Here is a 21,255-nt window from a genome sequence, read left to right on the forward strand (position 1 = left end):
AATTTATGATTTAATCTTTGAATAAAAAATCGAGTCTTTTTAATAATAAGGCTGATGGGATGAATGGAAATACAAAATCACGACTTTTCGTAAGTAATGGATTCTCCCACTGAGCTGCCCAGCCAATCTTACGAGATAAAGTTGTTACTTTTTTTGTTTTAGCGTGTCGTTTTTGATTGTAGTACGTAGCGGCTTGTTGAAAATCTTTAAAGTCGTGTAGTGCTTGTGAGAATACGAGTGCATCTTCAATCGCCTGTCCAGCACCTTGTCCCATATTTGGCGTAGTCGCATGTGCAGCATCTCCAAGTAAAATACAGCGATTAAAGTGATAGGTCTGAATCGGTTTTAAATCATATAAATCATGCGTTAGAATGAGCTCTTGGTCCGTTTGACGAATGAGTTCAGCTACAGGCTGTGGAAAGTCTTTGAATAAATAAGCAATCTGTTCTTTTTCGAGATGGTGTAAAAAAGGATCTTGCTCACGCGCATTGACGCACGCAAACCAATATACCTGTCCATCTTTAATTGGCGCATAGCCAAATCGTCCGATTGAATCCCATATCTCCACAGATGTATGTGGTTGTACAAGATCACCTGCTTTTGCGACACCACGCCAGCACATATAACCGGCATAACGTGGTTTACTATTTGGTACATATTGTTGACGAATGGGCGAATGAAGTCCATCTGCTGCAATGACATAATCGCATGTAACAGTTGTTCCATCTTCAAAATGAACGATACAACCATCTTCTAACTGCTCTACTTGAATGCAACGTTTGTGCAGATGAAGTGTATGTGGAAGCAATTGATCATAGAGTGCTTGATGTAAGTCGGCACGTTGGATTGTGATATTCGATTGTCCAAAACGTTTTTGGAATGAACTAAAGTCGATGGAATTTAAAATGGTTCCTTTTTTATTTAAAAATAATTGTGTTTTTAAAATCGTTCCATTTTGTTGAATGGCTTCACCAATACCTAATTTAACAAGAGCTTGCATCGCATTTGAACCAATCCCAATTCCAGCACCAATCGGTTTAAAAGATGAAGCTGCATCATATACGTGAACATCTAAGCCTTGTTGTTGAAGTGCGTAGGCAGTACATAAACCACCAATTCCTCCACCAATAACGATGAGATTCATAGAAAAAGCCACCTTTTTAAAGTAATATAGTTAGTATAAAGGGAAAAATAGAAACTTGCTTGTACGATGCTTTAGTTTCTTTATGGGAGGAAGGACAATGATATGGAAGATCAACATGCACAAGTTTGTCAGATAAAAAGTGAAAAGATTGAACAGATGAAAGCGCACTACATACAAGATGCAAAGAATCGATTACCACAGTATTTCTCACCTGAAAAAAGAATGTCTACGAGTCAAGGTTCGATTGAACAGCTCCAACAAAATGGCTTACCAAAAGAAATATTTTGGAAGATGGTTGAATACAATGTGAGTGCAAAAGAAGGATTATCTTTATCAAATTTGGATGAAATTTCAGAATATATTGATTTTCTAGCTTCTGAATATGTTGTGTATCATGAACGTGTGAAGCGTGATTATGTAGGTGAAGAACGCACACAGCAAATTGAAGAACTAGAAACGATTTTTAGACGTTGTTTTGAGCGTATGGCAGCGGTTTATACGCGCTCAGTTGGTAAATTTTTTGAGCGTAATGATATACCGAATGAATCACAAGTTATGCAAAAATCGATTGCAGAATTATTTTTACGTAAAGTACATCAATATAATGAGTTTATTCAAATGGAACCAGATTACGCGGAAATTCAAGGTACGAATGAAGAATGGTTACTACGCGATTCCTATTTTATGGGGGATGTTCTTCGGTTAATGGTGTCTAAGCTCTATACACAATGTACAATCATGCCAGCTGATTTATATAGTGAAGCAGATTTGCGTGTAGCAGCGACGATTTATCAATCTGCTCAAAAATGGCTCATTCCACAAAAATCAACAGCTGTTAGTGAGGAACAGTTAGGAATAGAACTCGGTTTATTTGCGATTAAATTTCAAGTGGCACTGACAAAAGAAGATTTATCGCTCCATTTTAAAGAAAAGCTCGCAACAATTTTTGATTCTTTTTATGCGTACAAAATAGAAGATTTAAATCAACGACATAAAGAGGCACAAGAGCATCTATATAACCGTGAACAGGCACGGTATGCACCGTTAGATGAAGAAGTTGTGCGTTATTGGACGCGTACGATGTGTGAAACGCTCGATCATAAAGGCATTTCAGCTATTTTTGAAGAAGTGATTCCATATGCTTTTGAAGAATTTAAAAAGAAAGTTCAACAAGGAAGTAAATTAGAACGTTATCAAAAGAATAATGAATGGGATCATTTTTACGCAGGTTCAGAACAAGTAAACTACCGACAATCAGCCGCGTTCACTTATAAATTACGTTTAAATGACTGGCATTATTGTTTGGATAAAATGAATATGGATTCTAATTGGTATTACTTAAAATAATATGTAAATATAATGTCGAAAGAGGTTTAAAACATTATAATGTGGGTAATTGTATAAATGGCTGTTAATAAATGTAAAAAAGTTTATTACTGATATAGATGTCAAAAAGTAATGCATTTGTTAATGGGGAAATCACTGCTTATGTAACTCCAATGCTGTGTGCGGTGATCGCTCGACTATATTGAGAGCACCCTCCCATAATATTGGTCTTGTTCAGCCAATTGGTGCTTTCAAACTCTATATATTGTTTGTTAGAGTCATACCTAAAAAATGCTTGGCTATATATTAACTGAGCATTAGTAGGAATCGTTTCATTGAACGATTCCTACTTTTCTTTAGCGCGTGACTTTACTAATTGAAAAATTGCGCTATCATTAACATAGATGAAACATTGAAGGAGCGAACTAGATTGAATATTTTATCTTATATGATGGAAGAAATTTTAGACCCAACCAATATTATTGAAGGTGAACGTTACGAATTTCTATTAGAGTTAGATATTGATGAAGAAGATGAATTATTCCAAGAAGGCGGAATTGATGCACGCGTCATCGTTTCTAAAAAAGAGGATGCATATGCGATTGTGACGTACTTTTTAATTGCTAAACGTGATCAAAGCTACTTAGAGTTTGCGCTTGAAGAAGATGAAGAAGAAGAAATTTTAGCATTTTGTAAAGAGCATATTCTAGCAGGAGAATAATAAATTAGACTATATAAGAAACAGTAGAATTCAGCTGTTTCTTATTTTTATTCGAATAGATTTGATTTTTTCTAAATAAAAAAGGGAAAAGCAACTTCAGAGAAGAAGAAAGCGTTTGAAAGAAAGGGGAGGGATGTCAAATGATGGCGTATTCTATGCCCATCTTAACAGCAGCGATTGTTTTTGGAATTGTAGCAGTAGCAATCTGGATTCCGTGGTTAATCTATACATATCGAAAATATGGATATTTACCACTATCTGTTCTAGTTATTTCGTTCTCATTTATATTTTATAGTTTAGCTGCATTTTTTTTAGTGATTTTACCACTACCAGCAACACGCGATACTTGTGCGATGCAAGCACCTAATACACAACATTATTCATTGGTTCCTTTTAAATTTATAGAGGATACACTTAAGGGGAATTGGTTAGATATTAAAAATCCAGCAACGTATGTCTTATTATTTAAACAACCCGCATTTTATCAAACCTTCTTCAATTTCTTATTGTTGTTACCTTTAGGTGTGTATTTGCGTTATTACTTAGTTGAAAAAGCATACTGGTGGAAAGCAACAATCGTCTTATTTTGTACAACACTATTCTTTGAAATCACGCAATTAACAGGTATTTATGGTATTTATAATTGTGCGTATCGTTTATTTGATGTGGATGATTTAATGATGAATACATTTGGTGGTGTGATTGGTTACTTTATCGCGCCAGCTGTTCTTGCTGTATTCCCATCGAAGAAAACAATTGAGGAAAGAGCCGCTTATTTAGTTGAAAAAGATGAAGTGAAACCAATGTCTGTGCTACTTGCCATCTTGATTGATTTATTCTTAGTAGATTTATCACGTCAGTGGATTATGGTGTTCACAAAGCATAATGAAGTAACGAGCTTTATCGTGACGACACTATTACTCATTGTATTCCTCGTATTGATTCCAATTATTTGGAATGGTCGAACATTGGGAACGGCTGTTATGCGCTTCCGTTATTCAAGTAAGTTATCGAAAAAGACGACGATTTCACGCTTAATTAAGCGTTTTATTGCCATCTATGTTGCTTATTTTGTAGGCGTGATCGCAGGAACACTTGATAATATTCATGTGACGATGAACTCGCCATACTATGAGGCATCTGTGTTTTTAGCACTTGGTTCTACAATAATCTTCTTCATTTTGACGATTGTAATCTTCATTCATATCATGCTTGTGATTTTTGGAAAAGGAAAACGTCGTTTCTTCTTTGATGAAGCGGCAAATCTATTTACGACAAGAAAATAAGGAGGAAGCAGTTGGTTTTATACCAACTGTTTTTTTTATTGTAAGGATTTCGTAAGGTTGTGCTTCATTTATTGTAAGGATGGGAAGGTATAGTGAAAGTAAGAAAAAGAAAGAGGTGTAAGACATGAATCCAATCTTGCAAATTCAAGATGTACAAAAGACATTTGGAAAAGGAGCGAATCAGTTTACAGCACTACGGGATATTAATTTTACAATCCAACAAGGTGAAATGGTTGGTATTATGGGACCAAGTGGTGCTGGTAAATCAACCCTTTTAAATATATTAGCAACAATTGATACACCAACAAATGGAAAAATATTTATGAATAATCGAAAGCTGCATGAGTTAAAAGAGAAGCAGTTAGCTGATTTTCGTCGCGAAAATTTAGGCTTTATCTTTCAAGACTATAATTTACTTGATTCTCTAACAGTTCGTGAAAATATTTTATTACCTTTAGCGATTTCAAAAGTACCAGCCGCTGAGATTCGAAAGCGTGTGGATGAGATAGCACGTGTATTTGGTATTGAGACTCTATTTGAAAAGTACCCATATCAAATCTCAGGTGGGCAAAAACAACGTACAGCAGCAGCTCGTGCATTGATTACGCAACCAACGATGATTTTGGCAGATGAACCAACGGGTGCGCTTGATTCGAAATCAGCAATCGATTTACTTGAAAGTTTAAGTCGCCTTAATCAAGAGAAAAATTCAACCATTATGATGGTAACGCATGATGCATTCGCAGCTAGTTTTTGTCAGCGTATTCTATTTATTAAAGATGGTCGATTATCACATGAGTTACATCGTGATGAACAAACACGTAAACAATTTTTCCAGCAGATTTTAGCATCCGTTGGCAGTATGGGCGGTGAGATGGATGACATTATTTAGTCTCGCACGTAAAAATATTCGTCGTAATCTATCACAATATAGTTTATACATTGCTTCAATGGTTTTTAGTATTGCTATTTATTTTACATTTGTCACGATGAAGTATAACGAGACGATTACGGGGGAAGTAGAAGCTTCTAAAAAAATTGCATCCATCATGTCGAGTTCATCCGTCGTACTACTCGTGTTTGTGACAATTTTTATATTCTATTCAAATGCTTTTTTTATGAAAAAGAGAAAAAAAGAAGTAGGGTTATATGCACTCCTCGGTGTACGTAAAAGACAGATTGGCTTTTTACTCTTCTTCGAAAATTTATTATTAGGAATCATATCCCTTATTTTCGGTATTTTCTTTGGATTTTTAGCTTCTAAGTTATTTTTATGGGTGTTATTAAAAATGATGGATTATCAAGCTGTAGCGCATTTTACATTATCTATTGATGCAGTGATTAATACAGTTTGTGTTTTTCTTATCTTATTTTTAATTACATCTATTCAAGGCTATCGTGTGGTATATCTATTCCAATTGATTGAATTATTTCATGCAGAAAAACAGGGAGAAAAAGTACCTAAGCCGAATGTTTGGTTGGCATTACTTGGAGCTAGTTTAGTAGGTGTTGGTTATTATATCGCACTAGCTAATATGATGACATCACCAGTGTGGAAGTATCTGAGTGCTGCAGCACCGCTTATTATTTTAGCGTGTGTCATTATCGGAACATACTTAATTTTCCATTCATTCATTGGATATTGCTTAAAATTAATTAAAAAATCAGAAGGGCTCATCTGGCAAAATTTAAGGCTTTTAACAGTTTCACAATTACTTTATCGTATCCGAGGAAATGCCCAAACATTAACGATTATTGCGGTATTAAGTGCTACAACGATTACAGCAGGAGGAGCAGTTTTTGGATTATATTACAATACAAAATCAACAGTTCAACAAGCAGATCCCTTCACGTATATGTATGTTGAAACAAAAAATACACCAAAACTCAATCAAAAAGGTAAGTCATTTGACATTCTCTATACAGAATTCAATGCAAAAGAGCTATCAGATGCTTTTGGTCCTTATGGCAAAAGAAATTACACAGTGATGACGACGAACACGTACAATCAATTGGCGCGTTTAATAGATAAGCCAACTATTGAAGTGGCAGGAAAAGAAGCAGTTATCATTGATCCAAGTTATGATGAGCGTTATTCACCTGACTATAAAGGGAAAGAGTTAGATGTTGTAAAAGTGAAGAAATCACTACGTTTAAAAGATGTAACAAAAGAAAATGTATTAAATAGTTCCATTGCTTATACAACGTTAATTGTTACACCAGATGTATTTAAACAGTTAGAACGTACAAGTGAAAAAATGATAGTTCATGCAGTGAACAATACAAGTTTAACTGTAAACGAAGCGAAGAAAATTCAGCAAAAGATGCCAGAAGATGCACGCTTTTCAAGTTATCCAATTGATGTAAAACAAAGTATGGAGAATATTGGGATTGTTTTATTCGTAGGTAGTTTCTTAGGGTTTGTATTTTTACTCGCAACAGGAAGTATTATTTATTTTAAAATTTTAACAGAAGCAGAAGCAGATAAAGGGCAGTTTATGATTCTACACAAGATGGGTATCAGTATGAAGAATATGAAATATTCGATTGCCGCACAAGTTGGTGTGATTTTCAGTGTCCCATTAATTGTTGGTATGATTCATAGTGCAGTCGCTTTAAAAGCAATTTCAAGTGTGCTTAATATGAATATTTTTGTACCAGTATGTATTTGGATGGGGATTTATAGTGTAATTTATGCGATTTACTATATATTCACTGTAAGAGCCTATACAAATATTATAAAAAGAACAATTAGAAATGAGGGATAGATATGAAAAAAGGTTTATTTATCTTTTTAGGAATTATTGTTATATTAGCAGGTGCTAGTTATGCGGTGTTAACACTAGATTTCAATCGATTTAATAAAGAGAGTTACTATATTCAAATTACGCAAGATGGTGAGAAATTAGAAGATCGTCTCGATAATGGTGAAACGATGGTTCGTTATGGTTATAAGGTAGATGCTATAAATGAAGATGGAAAACATAAAGAACTAGAATTTTCAGCAAATAAACAACTACGAAAAGGTGCGTATTTAATGCTCTATGTAAATAAAGAGGGTGAAGTTACCTCTTACGATGAAGTGAGTAAAAAAGATATGCCAAAAGATGCTTCTTAATTTTAGCAACATCATTCCATAAGAAATGAGGGATAGCTATGTTAATTACAGCAGTAATTTTTATCACATCCGCCTTAATTTTTTATACAGTAGGTGTATGGTCCGAAAAAATTCAAAAGACTTTAAAACCTTGGCATGTAATTGTTTTTTGGCTTGGTTTAGTATGTGACACGGTAGGTACTACGTTAATGGGACGTATGGCATCAAGTGGCTTCATCTTTAGCTTCCATGGTATTACAGGTACAATTGCGATTTTGTTAATGTTATTCCATGCGATTTGGGCGACAGTCGTTCTTGTTAAGAAAAATGAAGACATGATGGCGAAATTCCATAAATTTAGTATCGTTGTGTGGGTTATTTGGTTAATCCCTTATATTTCAGGTATGATTTATGGAATGACAACAGAATTATAAGAAGAAGAGTGAGGATACCAATTCTCACTCTTTTTTATATGGAGGTATTTTTATGGATGAAGAAACATGGCTAGAAGTACAACAAGCAATTGATGAAGGACAGGAATTGAGTTTTGATTATAGAGGAGAGGAATGGTGGATTAGTCGAATAGATGATGAAAGAAGTTTTCTATTAACACGTTCTTCAGATGGTCTTACGCAATATTTTAAAACTGCAGAGGAACTATATGAAAAAGGAATGATTGATGGAAGACCATTCATTGAACGCATTGCAGAATTATAAAGAGGAATTAAAAAACACCGAAGCATAAGTTTCGGTGTTTTTTATGTTATTGAAGCGGGAGGATAATTGAAATCGTCGTACCTTCGCCTTCTTTACTCTTAATATAGACGACACCATCATGTGCTTGAATAATATCTTGAGCAATTGCCATGCCGAGACCAGAACCTTGTGTATCTTTTGTGTTCGTTCCGCGATAATAGCGATTGAATAAAAATGGCTGCTCATCTACAGGAATACCTTTTCCAAAATCAATAATCTGAATTGTTGCAAAATCTGTGGATAACTTTTCAGAAAAATAGTTTTCGTGTTCTTGTGGATAACCTGTGGATAAGTTGATTTGAATATCTGTATTTTCTGAATTGTGGATAAGTGCATTATAGATAAAATTTAATAATGCACGTTTAAATAAATTCGAATCCAAGGTTGCAGATAATGTTTCAGATTCAGCTTCAAATATAATAGAACGTGTTTGATAAATCGGATCGTTTAAGACATCAATTACACATTCACGAACGAAAGAAGAGAGTAAGACTTTTTCTTTCTGAAGTGGGAATGTACCGCTCTGTAGCTTAGTTGTGAGGTTTAAATCATTTAGTAAATCGCGCATGTAAAGTGATTTTTGCTCAATAATTTGTGTATAGGTCAGGCGTTCCTCATCTGTTACATCTTCTTGTAATAATTCTGCGTAACCTTGAATCGAAGCGAGCGGTGTTTTTAAATCATGTGATACATTTCCAATCCATTCATTTCGCATTTGATCGAGCTTTTTTCGTTCCGTTTCAACACTCTTTAGCGTTGTGGATAAATCATTCATATTCTCAAAAACTTCTCGATAAGGTCCGCCTTTAACGGAAATTTTTTCATAGTCTTGATGTTTTAAACGATGAATTCCTTCGATGAGTTTATACATTGGTTTTGTTAGTCGACTTCCGAATAAAAAACCGACTAGTGTAGCGATTAATAAATCGGCAACTAAGAATACTAAAAAGAGTTTGGTAAAAATATACGAGATTTGATCAAAATTAAAGTTGTAAACAACCCGCATTAATTTCGGATCTTCTATCCCAAAAAAATAACTCAAATTTTCGGCTTCGCCGACAAAAACAGTTGTTTTCCCATTCACTTCTTTATACTTATACATCTGAACAATTTCCACAGGACTATAACTAGTAGGTAAAGAAGCAGGTGTTTGATAGGCAGCGACCTCTTTTCCTTCCTTATTTAAAATTTGGACCCATGCATGATTTTCTTCTAATATTTTTTGCCCGCGATTCGTAATAGTCGGTTTCCCGTTCTTCACGATAATTTCATCTGAAAAACGTGTTGCAGTCACCTCTACAGCTTCAGGTGAAGTCGCAGTCTTTTTATAAGACTGAATAAATAAAAGTGCAATTAGTAAAAGTGTGTTCATTACAACAATCAAACCGACAATTAATACGATGGATACGAGAAAACGTCTAGTTAAGCGCCATTTCATGATTGCACCAACTTATAGCCTAAACCCTTAACTGTTATTAAGTAAGTTGGCTTGGAAGGTGTATCTTCAATTTTTTCACGCAGGCGACGAATATGAACCATAACGGTATTGTCTGAACCGTAAAAATCTTCACCCCAAACACGTTTAAAAAGTGTCTCTTTACTTAAGATTTGGTTCGGATGATGCATAAATTCACGCATTAACCCAACCTCTTTTGCAGTAAGCGGAAGCACTTCGCCATTTTTAACAATCTCAGATTCCTCAGATTGAAATGAAAAAGGACCCACTTGTATTTTAGGAAGTTGTTGCTCTGCATAACTTGATCTTCGAAGCTGTGCTTTGACGCGATAAGCGACTTCTTTTGGTGAAAAAGGTTTTGTAATATAGTCATCTCCACCAATTGCGAGCCCAAGTAATTTATCAATTTCTTCATCTTTTGCTGAAATAAATAAAATTGGAATGGTTGAAATCTCTCTGATTTTTTTACAAAAATCATATCCGTCACCGTCCGGTAACATGAGATCTAATAAAATTAAATCGGGCTGGAATTCCTGAAAAACCGTCCAAGCATCTTGTAAAGTATGTGCTTTTTGAATCGCTGAAAATCCCTCTTTTACGAGGACATGCTCTATTAATTGTGCTAAATCTTCTTCATCATCAATAATTAAAATTTTATCGTGTACCATTTGGACACCTCCACTCAATATAATAACAGTAAAAAAAGTATAAAAATAAAATTGTTTCAAAGGAAATTTTGCGTTAAAGTATTCAATAGTAAATTTAGGAGGAAGGAAATGAATTATTTTAAAAAAATGAAGGGCGACGCAAAAAGCCCACTACAAGTAAATGGAAAAGACTTATTTACAGCATTCGTCGGCAGCTTCTTGACTATTATTTTATTATTAGAATTAACAGAGATGACGGATACACCGTGGTTTATGGCATCATTCGGTTCAAGCTGTATTTTAGTATTTGCGAGTTGGAATGCACCACTTGCACAACCAAGAAATATCGTCGGTGGACATGTCATATCTGGTTTTGTCGGTTGGGCAGTAGCAGGATTAGTTGGCACAACACCTATGACGCTTGCACTAGCAGTAGCGGTTGCAGTTGTCTTTACAATGGCATTACGTGTAACACATCCACCAGCGATTGCGAATGCACTCATTGTTATGATTGGTGGTTATCACTTTGAATATCTCTTTACCCCCATTCTACTTGGTTCATCTCTTGTAGTAGTAATGGGTTTACTTATTAATAACATGCGTAGAACACGCAGATATCCTGTATTTTGGTAACTATTCTACAATCATTGCATTAATATCTGTAAAATGTAGTACCAGTATTTGATGTAGTGCATAGACTTGTTGTTTCATATTTTGAAGCGTAGAATCATCTAAACTTATAGGCTCCATTCTAAGTAAGTCATAGAGATAACGTTCATAAGCATGAAAAAAGCTATGTGCAAAATCATCTATTGGACAAGAAAAGATTAAATCTTGCTCATCTAAAATGATGAGTGTTTTTTGTATAATCATACAATGATAGGCTGTTTGTTCTGTAGATATGTCAAAGTGGTGTACATCATTTTTGTAATAATTTAATAAACCATCACCCAGTGATAGTAAAAGAGAATAGTCATCTTTTGCATGTAAAATAATTTTATGTTGACCATCTTGTAGATATGAAATCGCAAAATTATTGTGTAAATCATTAAATAAATGGAATTCTAATCGTAATTTCATCTAAAAACTCCTTTACTGAAATTTATTACGTATAACAATAACAGGTGTTGGTAAAAAATAACATCGTACTTTGTCACTAGATGACATGAATTTCGCATATGTTATGCTACGAAGTAAGAAACTTTTATGTAAGTCATACGTTTAAAAATAGACTTTAAAATTAAGGAGGGGAATATGAATTTAGTTAAGCAAAAAAAACCTGCCAAATCAATTCAAAAGGGAGCTTTGGCTGTATTACTTATATTGTCAGTAATCAGTTCGCTCTTTTTTGTGAATCATAATGCCTCATTCTATGACGAAACAATTGCAGAAGTGACACAGACGAAACTCCTTCAAAAAGAGCAAGTAACGGATGAGTTTCAAAATCGCGATACTATTTATCATCAAGAACTGACAGCGAAAATTTTAAATGGTAATGAAAAAGGAAGAATCATTCAGTTACAACATACATATACTGCTTCAGGTGGCTTCGATGATGCCTACCATGAAGGAAATAAGCTTTTCGTGAAGAAGAATGTAGAGAATCAATTTGATATTACAAGTATGAAACGCGACCATCTCCTTCTAGGAGTGGTCTGGTTACTCATCTTGATACTCATCTTTGTTGGACGAAAACAGGGTGTTCTTTCATTGCTTAGTTTAGTCATTAATATGGGGATCATCGCATGGATTATTCAAAGCTATACAAATTGGGACGATTATTTAATCCCACTTTGCATGCTTGGTTGTGTTCTATTTACAGTGATTTCATTAACGCTTGTCAATGGATGGAATGAGAAGACATTTACAGCGATTCTCGCTACGCTCGTCGGTACATTTATATCTTTTGGTATTGCCGTATTCGTATTATGGCTCACAAAAGAAAATGGCATGCGTTATGAGGAACTACAATTCATTACAAGACCTTATAAAACATTGTTCTTTGCAGGACTTCTTGTCGCATCACTCGGTGCAGTCATGGATATTGCGATTACGATGTCGTCTTCTTTATTTGGACTGTATGAAAAAAATCCGCATATCTCAATCAAACAGTTAGCAAAATCAGGAAGAGAGATTGGGAAAGATATTATGGGACCTATGACGAATATTCTATTCTTTGTCTATGTGAGCGGTTCTATTCCAATGATGATGTTGTTCTTTAAAAATCATGCAACATTTACCTATACACTTTCAACCAACCTCACATTGGAGATTGTTCGAGCACTTGTGGGCGGCCTCGGGATTGTTTTAACGATTCCCATCTCTTTATTCATCGTTCTATTCTTCATTAAGAGAAAGCAGGTGAAGCAATGAACAGTTTAGTCGTCCTCGCGATGTTACTCGCGATTCTAATGATTGGGCTTGGGGGTAAAAAAGGACTGCGCTCATTCATCACGCTGTTTATAAATTTTGCTTTGTTCATTGTCTTACTATTCTTTATGAATATTCCAGAAGTGAATCCAGTCATTTTAACGATGATTATCTGTATCATCATTAGTTTTATTAATTTATTTTATATTAACGGAACGAATACAATGACAAAAACAGCATTTGCTTCAACGGTTTTCACGACACTCCTTTTATCTGGGCTCATTCTTTACTTTGCCAATGCAACATTCATTCAAGGGTTTGGTAAAGAGGAGACGGAAGAGTTAAGCATGGCTTCTTTACGAATTGGTATTGATTTTTCAAAAGTAGCTGTCGCAGTTATTATGATGAGTACGATTGGAGCGATTACAGACGCTTCGATTGCCATTGCTTCACCAATGAAAGAGATGCATCAACTTAAGCCTGATATTGATCGTAAAAACCTCTTTATTTTTGGTTTATCCATCGGTAAAGATATTATTGGAACAAGTATGAATACATTATTTTTTGCTTTTGTTGGGAGCTACTTAGCACTACTTATCCTATTTAGTGATTTATCGTATTCATGGAGTGAGATGATTAATTCAAAAATATTTAGTGGGGAAGTTGTAACGATTGCTTGTTCAGCGATTGGTTTAATTGCGGTCATTCCAATCACTGCTTTTTGTACGTCGTATGTACTAACGAAAAAAACGCCACCTTCTCAGCAAGAGAATTAGCGTTTTAAAGCACCTTTGAGTTCACGAATGCCATAAAAAAGCATGAGAAGAGATGCAGGTATAAAGCCGATTAAAAAAATAACATCGGATAGCTGATTCATGACAAATAATATGAACCAAATGAATGTGAATAATACGATATAAGAAACGGTATTCATATTTTTCCTCCTGTATCATCATTTGCTCAAAAAGGACTTCGGCTTTTATGTCGAGGTCCTTTTAGTATGAGCAAAATCTAGTTAGTCATTTTTAGGTTCTTCAATAATCGTTGTTGTCGTCAGTGCAGATGTAATTAAGTAAATGACAGCGACGGTAATACCTGAACCGAGCCAAGTAAATTCAATTCGATTGAATAAGTTAACCAAAATTTGATGGAAAATAAATAAACAGATGCCGTATTGAATTAATGTACTAATAATACTAACGCCCATATTGTAATCCATATTCATCGATGCCATCGTAAATAAACCGAGCAAGTCGATGACGAAAACAACTGCTAAGACTAATAACAAAAACCAGCCGAAATATAGTGCGTTGCGATACCAATGATCATATAAATCTAAATGTGCAAGTTCGTATTTGGCAAGTAGAATCGATAAACCAAAGAATCCGAATAGTGGCACAGTTAGTAATAAGGCAATGATACATAAAAGCAATAAACCAAGAAAAATAAAACCTGAACAACCTGATACTTTAATTTTAAATTGACGATTTTTAAACATAGAATCCCTTCTCTACCACAAAGGTTTGTAAATGATATTACAGTGCGTATTGTCCCATTATAATGCACTTTTTCCCACAATGCACCTGAACTGCAAATTTGGAAAAAAAGCTTATTATTGGTTAAATATTAAAAAAGTGAGTAAAATATATGTATTCGGGTAACTAAATGGAACTTACAGAAGGAAGGAGAAGTTGTATTATGTTAAAACTAGAAAACCTTTCGAAAGTCTATCGAGGAGGAAAAAAAGCCGTAGATGATTTGAATATTGAAATCAAAAAAGGCGAATTTGTCGCATTTATCGGTACATCTGGTAGTGGTAAGACGACCGCTCTTCGCATGATTAATCGAATGATTGAACCAACTAGCGGTAAAATTCTTATTAATGACGAAGATGTCCGAAAGAAAAACCCTGTTACATTAAGACGTAGTATTGGTTATGTAATTCAACAAATTGGCTTAATGCCACATATGACCATTCGAGAAAATATCACTTTAGTACCTAGATTACTAAAGTGGGATAAAGAAAAAAAGGAAAAAGCAGCAGAAGAACTGATTAAACTTGTGAATCTGCCTGAAAGTTACTTAGATTTATATCCAACACAGTTATCTGGAGGTCAGCAACAACGTATCGGTGTATTACGTGCGTTAGCAGCGAACCAAGATTTAATTTTAATGGATGAACCATTTGGCGCGTTAGACCCGATTACGCGTGATACCTTACAAGATTTAATGAAAGATTTACAACAACGTTTAGGCAAAACCGTCGTTTTTGTAACACATGATATGGATGAAGCAATCAAACTAGCAGACCGAATCTGTATTATGCATGACGGAAAAGTCGTTCAATATGATACCCCAGATAATATTTTATCCAATCCCGCAAATCAATTCGTAAAAGATTTCATTGGCTCACACCGCCTTGTACAAGAAAAACCAAGTGCAAAAGTCGTGGATGATGTCATGATTACACCAATTACAATCTCACTAGAAAAAAGCTTAGACGACGCGATTCACAAGATGGTGAAAAGTCGTGTAGATACACTATTTGTCGTTGACGGCAATAACATTTTAAAAGGCTATTTAAGCGTTGAAAATATTACATCTGAAAGACACCGAACATCGAGTGTGGCAGATGCAATGGATAAGGACGTCTTTTTTGTATATAACAATTCCCGTTTACAAGATTCTGTACGTCGAATTTTACGTCGAAATTTAAAAAATATTCCTGTTGTAGATAGTGACCATCGATTAGTTGGTCTAATTACACGTGCGCATATTGTAGATATTGTATATGACACAATTTGGGGCGATGAGGCCGCTGAAGAAGTCCGTAATGAAGCATCAAATGAATGATGAAATAAAGGATGTGAAACAGATATGGGTGAATTTTTTACAGCAGCAGGAGATTTTTTAGTAAATAATAAGCAAGAAATTTTAGTTAAAACATGGGAACAATTTTATATCTCTATGTCAGCATTATTATTAGGTATTATCGTCGCTGTTCCAGTAGGCGTTCTATTATCTAAAACTGAAAAAGTCGCAAAAGTGGTCATGGGAATTACAAGTGTGCTTCAAACTTTACCATCTCTAGCGATTTTAGCACTGATGATTCCAATTTTAGGAGTTGGGAAAATTCCAGCGATTGTTGCGCTATTTATTTATACATTATTACCAATTTTAAATAACACATTTATTGGCATGCAGTCAGTCAATAAAGATTTACGTGGTGCTGGTATGAGTATGGGAATGACCAAGTTCCAAAGTATTTATTTAGTAGAGTTCCCTCTTGCAATTCCTGTTATTATGGCAGGTATTCGTCTATCTGCAGTTTATGCAGTATCATGGGCAACTTTAGCTTCGTACATAGGAGCTGGAGGTCTTGGGGATTTCATCTTTAACGGATTAAATTTATATCAACCTGAATTCATTATTGGCGGTGCTGTATTTGTAACGATTTTAGCATTATTAATTGATTTTATTTTATCGAAAGTAGAAAAAATAGCGACGCCAAAAGGCTTACGAGTAGAACGATAGGAGGGGTAATTTATGCGGAGACTGAAATGGATTGTTTTCATTTGTAGCATAATGCTCATCTTATCTGCTTGTTCATCTGGAAAAGATGAAACGATTAAGATTGCTACAGTGACTACAACAGAGAGTGCTATTATGGGGAATATGGTTAAACTCATGATTGAGCATTATACAGATGAAAATGTACAAATGATTAATAACTTAGGTTCGAGTGTTGTCGTACATCAAGCTATGTTAAATGGTGATGCAAATATTTCAGCGACACGTTATACAGGAACAGATTTAACAGGTGCTTTAGGGCAAGAAGCAATTAAAGACCCAGAAGAAGCAATGAAAAAAGTACAGGAATTATTCCAAAAAGATTATGATCAAACGTTTTTCGACTCATATGGCTTCGCAAATACCTATGCATTCATGGTAAGTAAGGAAACAGCGAAAAAATATAATTTGAAAAAAGTAAGTGACTTACGAAAAGTTGCAGACAAAATGCAAGCTGGTGTGGATACATCGTGGATGAATCGTCCAGGAGATGGTTATAAAGCATTCGTAAAGGAATATGGTTTTGACTTTAACAAAGTCTACCCAATGCAAATTGGTCTTGTATATGATGCGGTTGAAGCTGGAAAGATGGACGTTGTATTAGGTTATACGACAGATGGACGTATTTCGAGTTATGACCTTGTTGTATTAGAAGATGATTTAAAATTCTTCCCACCATATGATTGTAGTCCACTTGCAACGAATGAATTACTAAAAACACATCCAGAAGTGAAAAAAATTCTAGAAAAACTTGTCGACAAAGTATCTACAGAAGAAATGCAGAAATTAAATTATGAATCAGATAATAATTTATTAGAACCAGCTGTTGTCGCACAACGTTTTTTAGAAAAACATAATTACTTTGATGATAAAGGGGGAGAATAGGCATGGAAAATATGAATACCTTCCAGCAATTCTTTTACTACTTTGATGAAAATGGTAGTTATGTATTTATGCAATTTGTTCAACACTTTTTAATCTCAATCTATGGTGTATTAATTGCAGCCGTTGTCGGTATTCCTATCGGCATCCTGATTTCAAAATATGGTCGACTTTCAACATATGTCATTACCATTGCAAATATTATTCAAACGATTCCTGGTTTAGCGATGTTAGCCATTTTAATGTTAGCTATCGGTTTAGGTCAAACAACCGTTGTTGTAGCAGTATTCCTATACTCACTATTACCGATTATTAAAAATACCTATACAGGAATCAATAATATTAATAAAGATCTTACCGATTCAGGTAAAGGAATGGGTATGACAAAACTACAAGTCCTGTATATGATTGAGTTACCACTGTCGCTATCCGTTATTATTGCAGGTATTCGCATTGCGCTTGTTGTCGCAATTGGAATTACAGCGATTGGTGCATTCATCGGAGCAGGCGGTTTAGGAGATATTATTATTCGAGGTACGAATGCTACAGATGGTACAGCGATTATTTTAGCAGGTGCGATTCCAACAGCTCTAATGGCAGTTTTAGCAGACTTAATTTTAAGTTTTATTGAACGAAAGATTGACCCTGTGAAAAAGAATCGTAAATTAATTGAACCAAAAATTGAATCATTAGAAGAGTAACAAAAGGAGAAATCGTCAAATGGCGGTTTCTCTTTTTAAATACATTGAAATCTATGTAGAAAGGGGATAGCATACAAAAGAGAAGTTCAAAAGGAGAGACAGAGATGACGGAACATAAAGAAGAACGCATTCCAATTGTCGGTATGCGTAAAAAAATCTATAAAAATTTAGTGCAATCTGCTTTTACGATTCCACATGCAACAGGTATGGAAGAAGTGCAAGTAGATGCGCTCATTACGTATAAGAAACAGCTAGCTGAGCAATCAAATGTACATATCACCTATTTACCAATCATCATGAAAATAGTGGCACAAATGCTTCAAAAGTATCCAATTTTTAATGCGACCATTGATGAAAAAGCAAATGAGATTGTATTGAAAAAAGCGATTAATTTAGGTGTAGCAACTGCAACAGCTGAAGGGTTAATCGTTCCTGTTATTAAAGAAGTGGAAGAGAAAACAATAGAAGAAATCGCTATAGAACTGCAAGATGTGACAGAACGTGCGCGACAAGGTACGCTGAAAATTACCGATATTGCTGGCGGCACATTTACGATTTCAAATACAGGAGTAAAAGGTGGCACATATGCTACGCCGATTATTAATTTCCCCCAAGTTGCAATTTTAGGAGTTCATGCAATGAAAGAGCGCCCTGTGATTCTACCAGACCGCACGATTGGCATTGGTACGATGATGGGTATGAGTCTATCATTTGATCATCGAATCATAGATGGAGACCTTGTTGGGTTATTTATGAATGATTTAAAAGAAGCTATTGAGAATATACATTAGATAAAAAAACGCACCGACCCGTTAAGTCAGTGCGTTTTTATTAGTTTAATTTTTGAATGAAGCAAACTTTTAAGTAGTTGAATTCAGGGAAGTCGCGGTTTGCGCGGAAATCTTTTGGTAATCCGAATTGCTCTACAATTTTATATTTTGTATTTGTTTCTTTACATGCTTGGTCGATAAATGTTTTGAATTTTTTCATACCGAAGCTGGCATTGTTTGTTGAAGCAACGATGATTCCTTTTTTTGCTGTAATTGAAAGTGCATCAGCTAATAATTTTGGATAATCTTTGGCTGTTGAGAAAGTCATCTTCTTCGTACGTGCAAAACTTGGCGGGTCTAATACAACTAAATCAAATTTTAATTGATGGCGTTGTGCATATTTGAAGTAGTGGAATACATCCATTACTTTGATGTCCTGTGCCTCAAAATCAATACCATTCACACTGAATTGTTCAATTGTTTTTGAAAGTGAGCGTTTTGCTAAATCGACAGAAGTTGTTTCTCTAGCGCCACCAAGAGCAGCAGCTACAGAAAATGCACCTGTATAAGAGAAGGTATTTAACATATTTGTACCTTCTGCATATTGATCGCGAATTGTGCGACGTACATCACGTTGGTCAAGGAAGATACCTGTCATAGCACCGTCATTTAAATCAATCGCAAAGTTCATGCCATTCTCTTTAATGATAATCGGGAACTCACCCGGTGTACCTTTTACAAAGTCATCTTCTTGTTCAATATACATACCTTTTGTATCGAAGCGTTTTTTCTCATAAATAGCTTTGTAATTTGTTAATTCATCAAGTGCTTGAATAACAAAGTCTTGATAACGATAAATACCATCGCTATACCAATTGATTAAGAAGTAACCATCATAATAATCAATTGAGATTCCACCAATACCGTCACCTTCGCCATTAAAGACGCGGAAAGCAGTTGTGTCTGCATCATTGAAGAAGTTTTCACGTAGTTGTAGTGCGGCACTGATTTTCTTTGTAAAAAAAGCTTGGTCGATTTCTTCGTGTTCCTTCGTTGTTAACACCCAACCAATACCTTTATTTTGAATACCGTAATAAGCCTTTCCTAAAAAACGATTATGGACATCCACTAATTCAAAAAGTTCGCCTTCATTTTCTAAAAGGTCTTTATTCGATACAGCATCGCGATGGACAAGTGAGTAGCCTCTTTTTAAGTCAGCGATAAAATCGGGTTTTACGCGTAATGTTTTCATAAATAGTATAGTTCATCCTTTATTTTCATAGTTTCCTCTATTATCGCACTTTTCTCTCAGAAAAGCGAAACCGTTCTTTTGTTACATACCGTAATATTCTTTAATGTTTTTGTAATCGAAATGTCGTTGTTTATGTTTAAGTATTTCTATAGACTAGGTTACGTGGTAATGATAAAAAAATATGATTTGTGAAGAAAATACGTTTATATATATCAATTTAATGAAAAAACCGGGGGAACATATACAATGAAGAAGCAATTAATCGCAGTAACAACAGCAAGTGCCATCGCATTATCAGCAGGTTTAGCAGCGACACCAATGACAGAAGCATCAGCAAAAAGTAGTGTATCTGTTACTAAAAAAGCATCTGGAACATACGTTGTAAAAACAAAAAAGAATGTATATTATCAAGCGAATAAGAAAAAAATTGGTACTGTATCAAAAAATGCAGTTGTTACATTAACACATAAACGTGTAGTAAACGGTAAAACATGGTACAAAATTAAATATGGTAAGAAAACAGGTTGGGTATTATCAACAAACTTATCAAAATTAACACTTTCAAAAACATCAAAAGTATCAAAAAGCTTTAAAACATCTGCAACAAAAAATGTATACTCAGCAGCAGGTGGTCACAATAAAAAAGTTGGTACTGTGAAGAAAAATACAGTTGTAAAAGCAACGTATAAGCGTACAGTAAACGGAAAAACATGGTATAAAATTAGCTATGGTAAAAAAGCAGGTTGGGTTGTCGGCTCAAACCTAAAAAAATATGTAAAGAAAACTTCTACAAGCGGTAGTAAATTAATCTCAACAGGCGCACAATACTTAGGTGTACCTTATGTTTGGGGCGGAACTTCTCCAAGAGGATTTGACTGCTCTGGTTTTACACAATATGTTTATAAAAAAGCAAATGGTAAGTCAATTCCACGTACAAGTGGGGCACAATACGCAGCTTCTAAGAAAGTATCAAAATCACAATTAAAACAAGGTGATTTAGTATTCTTCTCAGTAGGAAGTAGCCGTATTACCCATGTTGCAATGTATGCAGGTAATGGTAAATTGTTACATGCTGCTGGAAATAAAGTTCAATATCAATCATTAGCAGGTTACTGGGATCGTTATGTAGTAGGTTATGGTACATTCCAATAAAATATATAAAAGATATGAATTCTGTAAGTGGGTTCATATCTTTTTTTATTTAATAAAATACAAAATTTTCTAAAATTTCAAATGAAATCACATGATTTTCATGTTTTTTTGAAAACTCCTTGTAA

Annotated in this window: 24 protein-coding genes; 17 read left to right on the plus strand and 7 right to left on the minus strand. The window is 34.7% G+C overall.

Features of this window, described 5'->3' with window-relative positions; genetic code table 11:
• Positions 1-10: 10 nt before the first annotated feature.
• Positions 11-1,144, minus strand: coding sequence for an FAD-dependent oxidoreductase (locus QN089_RS00575; protein WP_285215703.1), 1,134 nt, complete (start codon positions 1,142-1,144; stop codon positions 11-13).
• A 102-nt stretch (positions 1,145-1,246) separates the two neighbouring features.
• Between QN089_RS00575 and QN089_RS00580 the strand changes: the two genes are divergently transcribed.
• The 8 genes from QN089_RS00580 to QN089_RS00615 all read left to right on the plus strand — a co-directional run bounded on the left by QN089_RS00580 (position 1,247) and on the right by QN089_RS00615 (position 8,291).
• A complete protein-coding gene (locus QN089_RS00580; RefSeq protein ID WP_285215704.1) occupies positions 1,247-2,491 on the plus strand; it encodes a hypothetical protein in 1,245 nt (414 codons plus the stop codon).
• Positions 2,492-2,900: 409 nt separating this feature from the next.
• The gene (locus tag QN089_RS00585) at positions 2,901-3,191 is read left to right on the plus strand and encodes a DUF6509 family protein (protein ID WP_068456613.1); all 291 of its coding nucleotides are present in this window, start codon (positions 2,901-2,903) and stop codon (positions 3,189-3,191) included.
• A gap of 140 nt (positions 3,192-3,331) precedes the next feature.
• Complete coding sequence (locus tag QN089_RS00590) at positions 3,332-4,477, plus strand: VanZ family protein (RefSeq protein WP_285215705.1); 1,146 nt, start codon at positions 3,332-3,334, stop codon at positions 4,475-4,477.
• Between the two features lie 124 nt (positions 4,478-4,601).
• On the plus strand, positions 4,602-5,369 hold the full coding sequence (locus tag QN089_RS00595; protein ID WP_285215706.1) for an ABC transporter ATP-binding protein: 768 nt from the start codon (positions 4,602-4,604) through the stop codon (positions 5,367-5,369).
• Positions 5,356-7,245 carry an ABC transporter permease gene (locus tag QN089_RS00600; protein ID WP_285215707.1) on the plus strand — a complete coding sequence of 630 codons (1,890 nt, stop codon included), beginning with the start codon at positions 5,356-5,358 and terminating at the stop codon, positions 7,243-7,245. The genes QN089_RS00595 and QN089_RS00600 overlap by 14 nt, the downstream gene beginning before the upstream one ends.
• Before the next feature lie 2 nt (positions 7,246-7,247).
• A complete protein-coding gene (locus QN089_RS00605; protein ID WP_087680977.1) occupies positions 7,248-7,595 on the plus strand; it encodes a YxeA family protein in 348 nt (115 codons plus the stop codon).
• 38 nt (positions 7,596-7,633) lie between these two features.
• Positions 7,634-8,008, plus strand: coding sequence for an HsmA family protein (locus QN089_RS00610; protein WP_068456596.1), 375 nt, complete (start codon positions 7,634-7,636; stop codon positions 8,006-8,008).
• A 52-nt stretch (positions 8,009-8,060) separates the two neighbouring features.
• The gene (locus QN089_RS00615) at positions 8,061-8,291 is read left to right on the plus strand and encodes a hypothetical protein (RefSeq protein WP_068456593.1); all 231 of its coding nucleotides are present in this window, start codon (positions 8,061-8,063) and stop codon (positions 8,289-8,291) included.
• Positions 8,292-8,337: 46 nt separating this feature from the next.
• Here the strand turns inward: QN089_RS00615 and QN089_RS00620 are convergent, their stop codons facing one another.
• Positions 8,338-9,768, minus strand: a complete 1,431-nt coding sequence (locus tag QN089_RS00620) for a HAMP domain-containing sensor histidine kinase (protein ID WP_285215708.1) — start codon at positions 9,766-9,768, stop codon at positions 8,338-8,340.
• Positions 9,765-10,454, minus strand: a complete 690-nt coding sequence (locus tag QN089_RS00625; RefSeq protein WP_068456587.1) for a response regulator transcription factor — start codon at positions 10,452-10,454, stop codon at positions 9,765-9,767. The genes QN089_RS00620 and QN089_RS00625 overlap by 4 nt, the downstream gene beginning before the upstream one ends.
• 108 nt (positions 10,455-10,562) lie before the next feature.
• Here QN089_RS00625 and QN089_RS00630 point away from each other — a divergent pair, with 108 nt between their 5' ends.
• A complete protein-coding gene (locus tag QN089_RS00630) occupies positions 10,563-11,066 on the plus strand; it encodes an HPP family protein (RefSeq protein ID WP_068456584.1) in 504 nt (167 codons plus the stop codon).
• Here QN089_RS00630 and QN089_RS00635 read toward each other — a convergent pair whose 3' ends face one another.
• A complete protein-coding gene (locus QN089_RS00635) occupies positions 11,067-11,513 on the minus strand; it encodes a hypothetical protein (RefSeq protein WP_285215709.1) in 447 nt (148 codons plus the stop codon).
• 174 nt (positions 11,514-11,687) lie between these two features.
• On the opposite strand from QN089_RS00635, the gene QN089_RS00640 reads away from it, so the two are divergent.
• Entirely contained in the window at positions 11,688-12,806 is a 1,119-nt protein-coding gene (locus QN089_RS00640; protein WP_068456578.1) for a YibE/F family protein, read from the plus strand.
• On the plus strand, positions 12,803-13,579 hold the full coding sequence (locus tag QN089_RS00645) for a YibE/F family protein (protein WP_068456575.1): 777 nt from the start codon (positions 12,803-12,805) through the stop codon (positions 13,577-13,579). Before QN089_RS00640 ends, QN089_RS00645 begins: the two co-directional genes overlap by 4 nt.
• Here QN089_RS00645 and QN089_RS00650 read toward each other — a convergent pair.
• Both QN089_RS00650 and QN089_RS00655 read right to left on the minus strand, forming a co-directional pair.
• A complete protein-coding gene (locus QN089_RS00650; RefSeq protein WP_156422384.1) occupies positions 13,576-13,737 on the minus strand; it encodes a hypothetical protein in 162 nt (53 codons plus the stop codon). The two genes, QN089_RS00645 and QN089_RS00650, sit on opposite strands and share 4 nt — an antisense overlap.
• An 81-nt stretch (positions 13,738-13,818) precedes the next feature.
• Positions 13,819-14,301, minus strand: coding sequence for a hypothetical protein (locus QN089_RS00655; RefSeq protein WP_068456572.1), 483 nt, complete (start codon positions 14,299-14,301; stop codon positions 13,819-13,821).
• Between the two features lie 200 nt (positions 14,302-14,501).
• Here QN089_RS00655 and QN089_RS00660 point away from each other — a divergent pair, with 200 nt between their 5' ends.
• The 5 genes from QN089_RS00660 to QN089_RS00680 all read left to right on the plus strand — a co-directional run bounded on the left by QN089_RS00660 (position 14,502) and on the right by QN089_RS00680 (position 18,747).
• Positions 14,502-15,656 (plus strand): betaine/proline/choline family ABC transporter ATP-binding protein, encoded by a 1,155-nt coding sequence (locus QN089_RS00660; protein WP_068456569.1) that lies wholly within the window; start codon positions 14,502-14,504, stop codon positions 15,654-15,656.
• A gap of 24 nt (positions 15,657-15,680) precedes the next feature.
• Positions 15,681-16,337, plus strand: a complete 657-nt coding sequence (locus QN089_RS00665; RefSeq protein ID WP_068456566.1) for an ABC transporter permease — start codon at positions 15,681-15,683, stop codon at positions 16,335-16,337.
• 12 nt (positions 16,338-16,349) lie between these two features.
• Positions 16,350-17,258: an osmoprotectant ABC transporter substrate-binding protein gene (locus QN089_RS00670; RefSeq protein ID WP_087680971.1), complete on the plus strand. Its 909-nt coding sequence runs from the start codon at positions 16,350-16,352 to the stop codon at positions 17,256-17,258.
• A 2-nt stretch (positions 17,259-17,260) separates the two neighbouring features.
• On the plus strand, positions 17,261-17,956 hold the full coding sequence (locus QN089_RS00675; RefSeq protein WP_068456563.1) for an ABC transporter permease: 696 nt from the start codon (positions 17,261-17,263) through the stop codon (positions 17,954-17,956).
• 104 nt (positions 17,957-18,060) lie between these two features.
• The gene (locus tag QN089_RS00680) at positions 18,061-18,747 is read left to right on the plus strand and encodes a dihydrolipoamide acetyltransferase family protein (RefSeq protein ID WP_068456561.1); all 687 of its coding nucleotides are present in this window, start codon (positions 18,061-18,063) and stop codon (positions 18,745-18,747) included.
• A 40-nt stretch (positions 18,748-18,787) separates the two neighbouring features.
• Here the strand turns inward: QN089_RS00680 and QN089_RS00685 are convergent, their stop codons facing one another.
• Positions 18,788-19,978 carry a class I SAM-dependent rRNA methyltransferase gene (locus QN089_RS00685; RefSeq protein ID WP_121176529.1) on the minus strand — a complete coding sequence of 397 codons (1,191 nt, stop codon included), beginning with the start codon at positions 19,976-19,978 and terminating at the stop codon, positions 18,788-18,790.
• 246 nt (positions 19,979-20,224) lie between these two features.
• Here QN089_RS00685 and QN089_RS00690 point away from each other — a divergent pair, with 246 nt between their 5' ends.
• Positions 20,225-21,130, plus strand: a complete 906-nt coding sequence (locus QN089_RS00690) for a C40 family peptidase (RefSeq protein ID WP_285215710.1) — start codon at positions 20,225-20,227, stop codon at positions 21,128-21,130.
• Positions 21,131-21,255 lie beyond the last annotated feature (125 nt).

The sequence above is a fragment of the Kurthia sp. YJT4 genome (genome assembly GCF_030219945.1).
GTDB lineage: Bacteria > Bacillota > Bacilli > Bacillales_A > Planococcaceae > Kurthia > Kurthia gibsonii.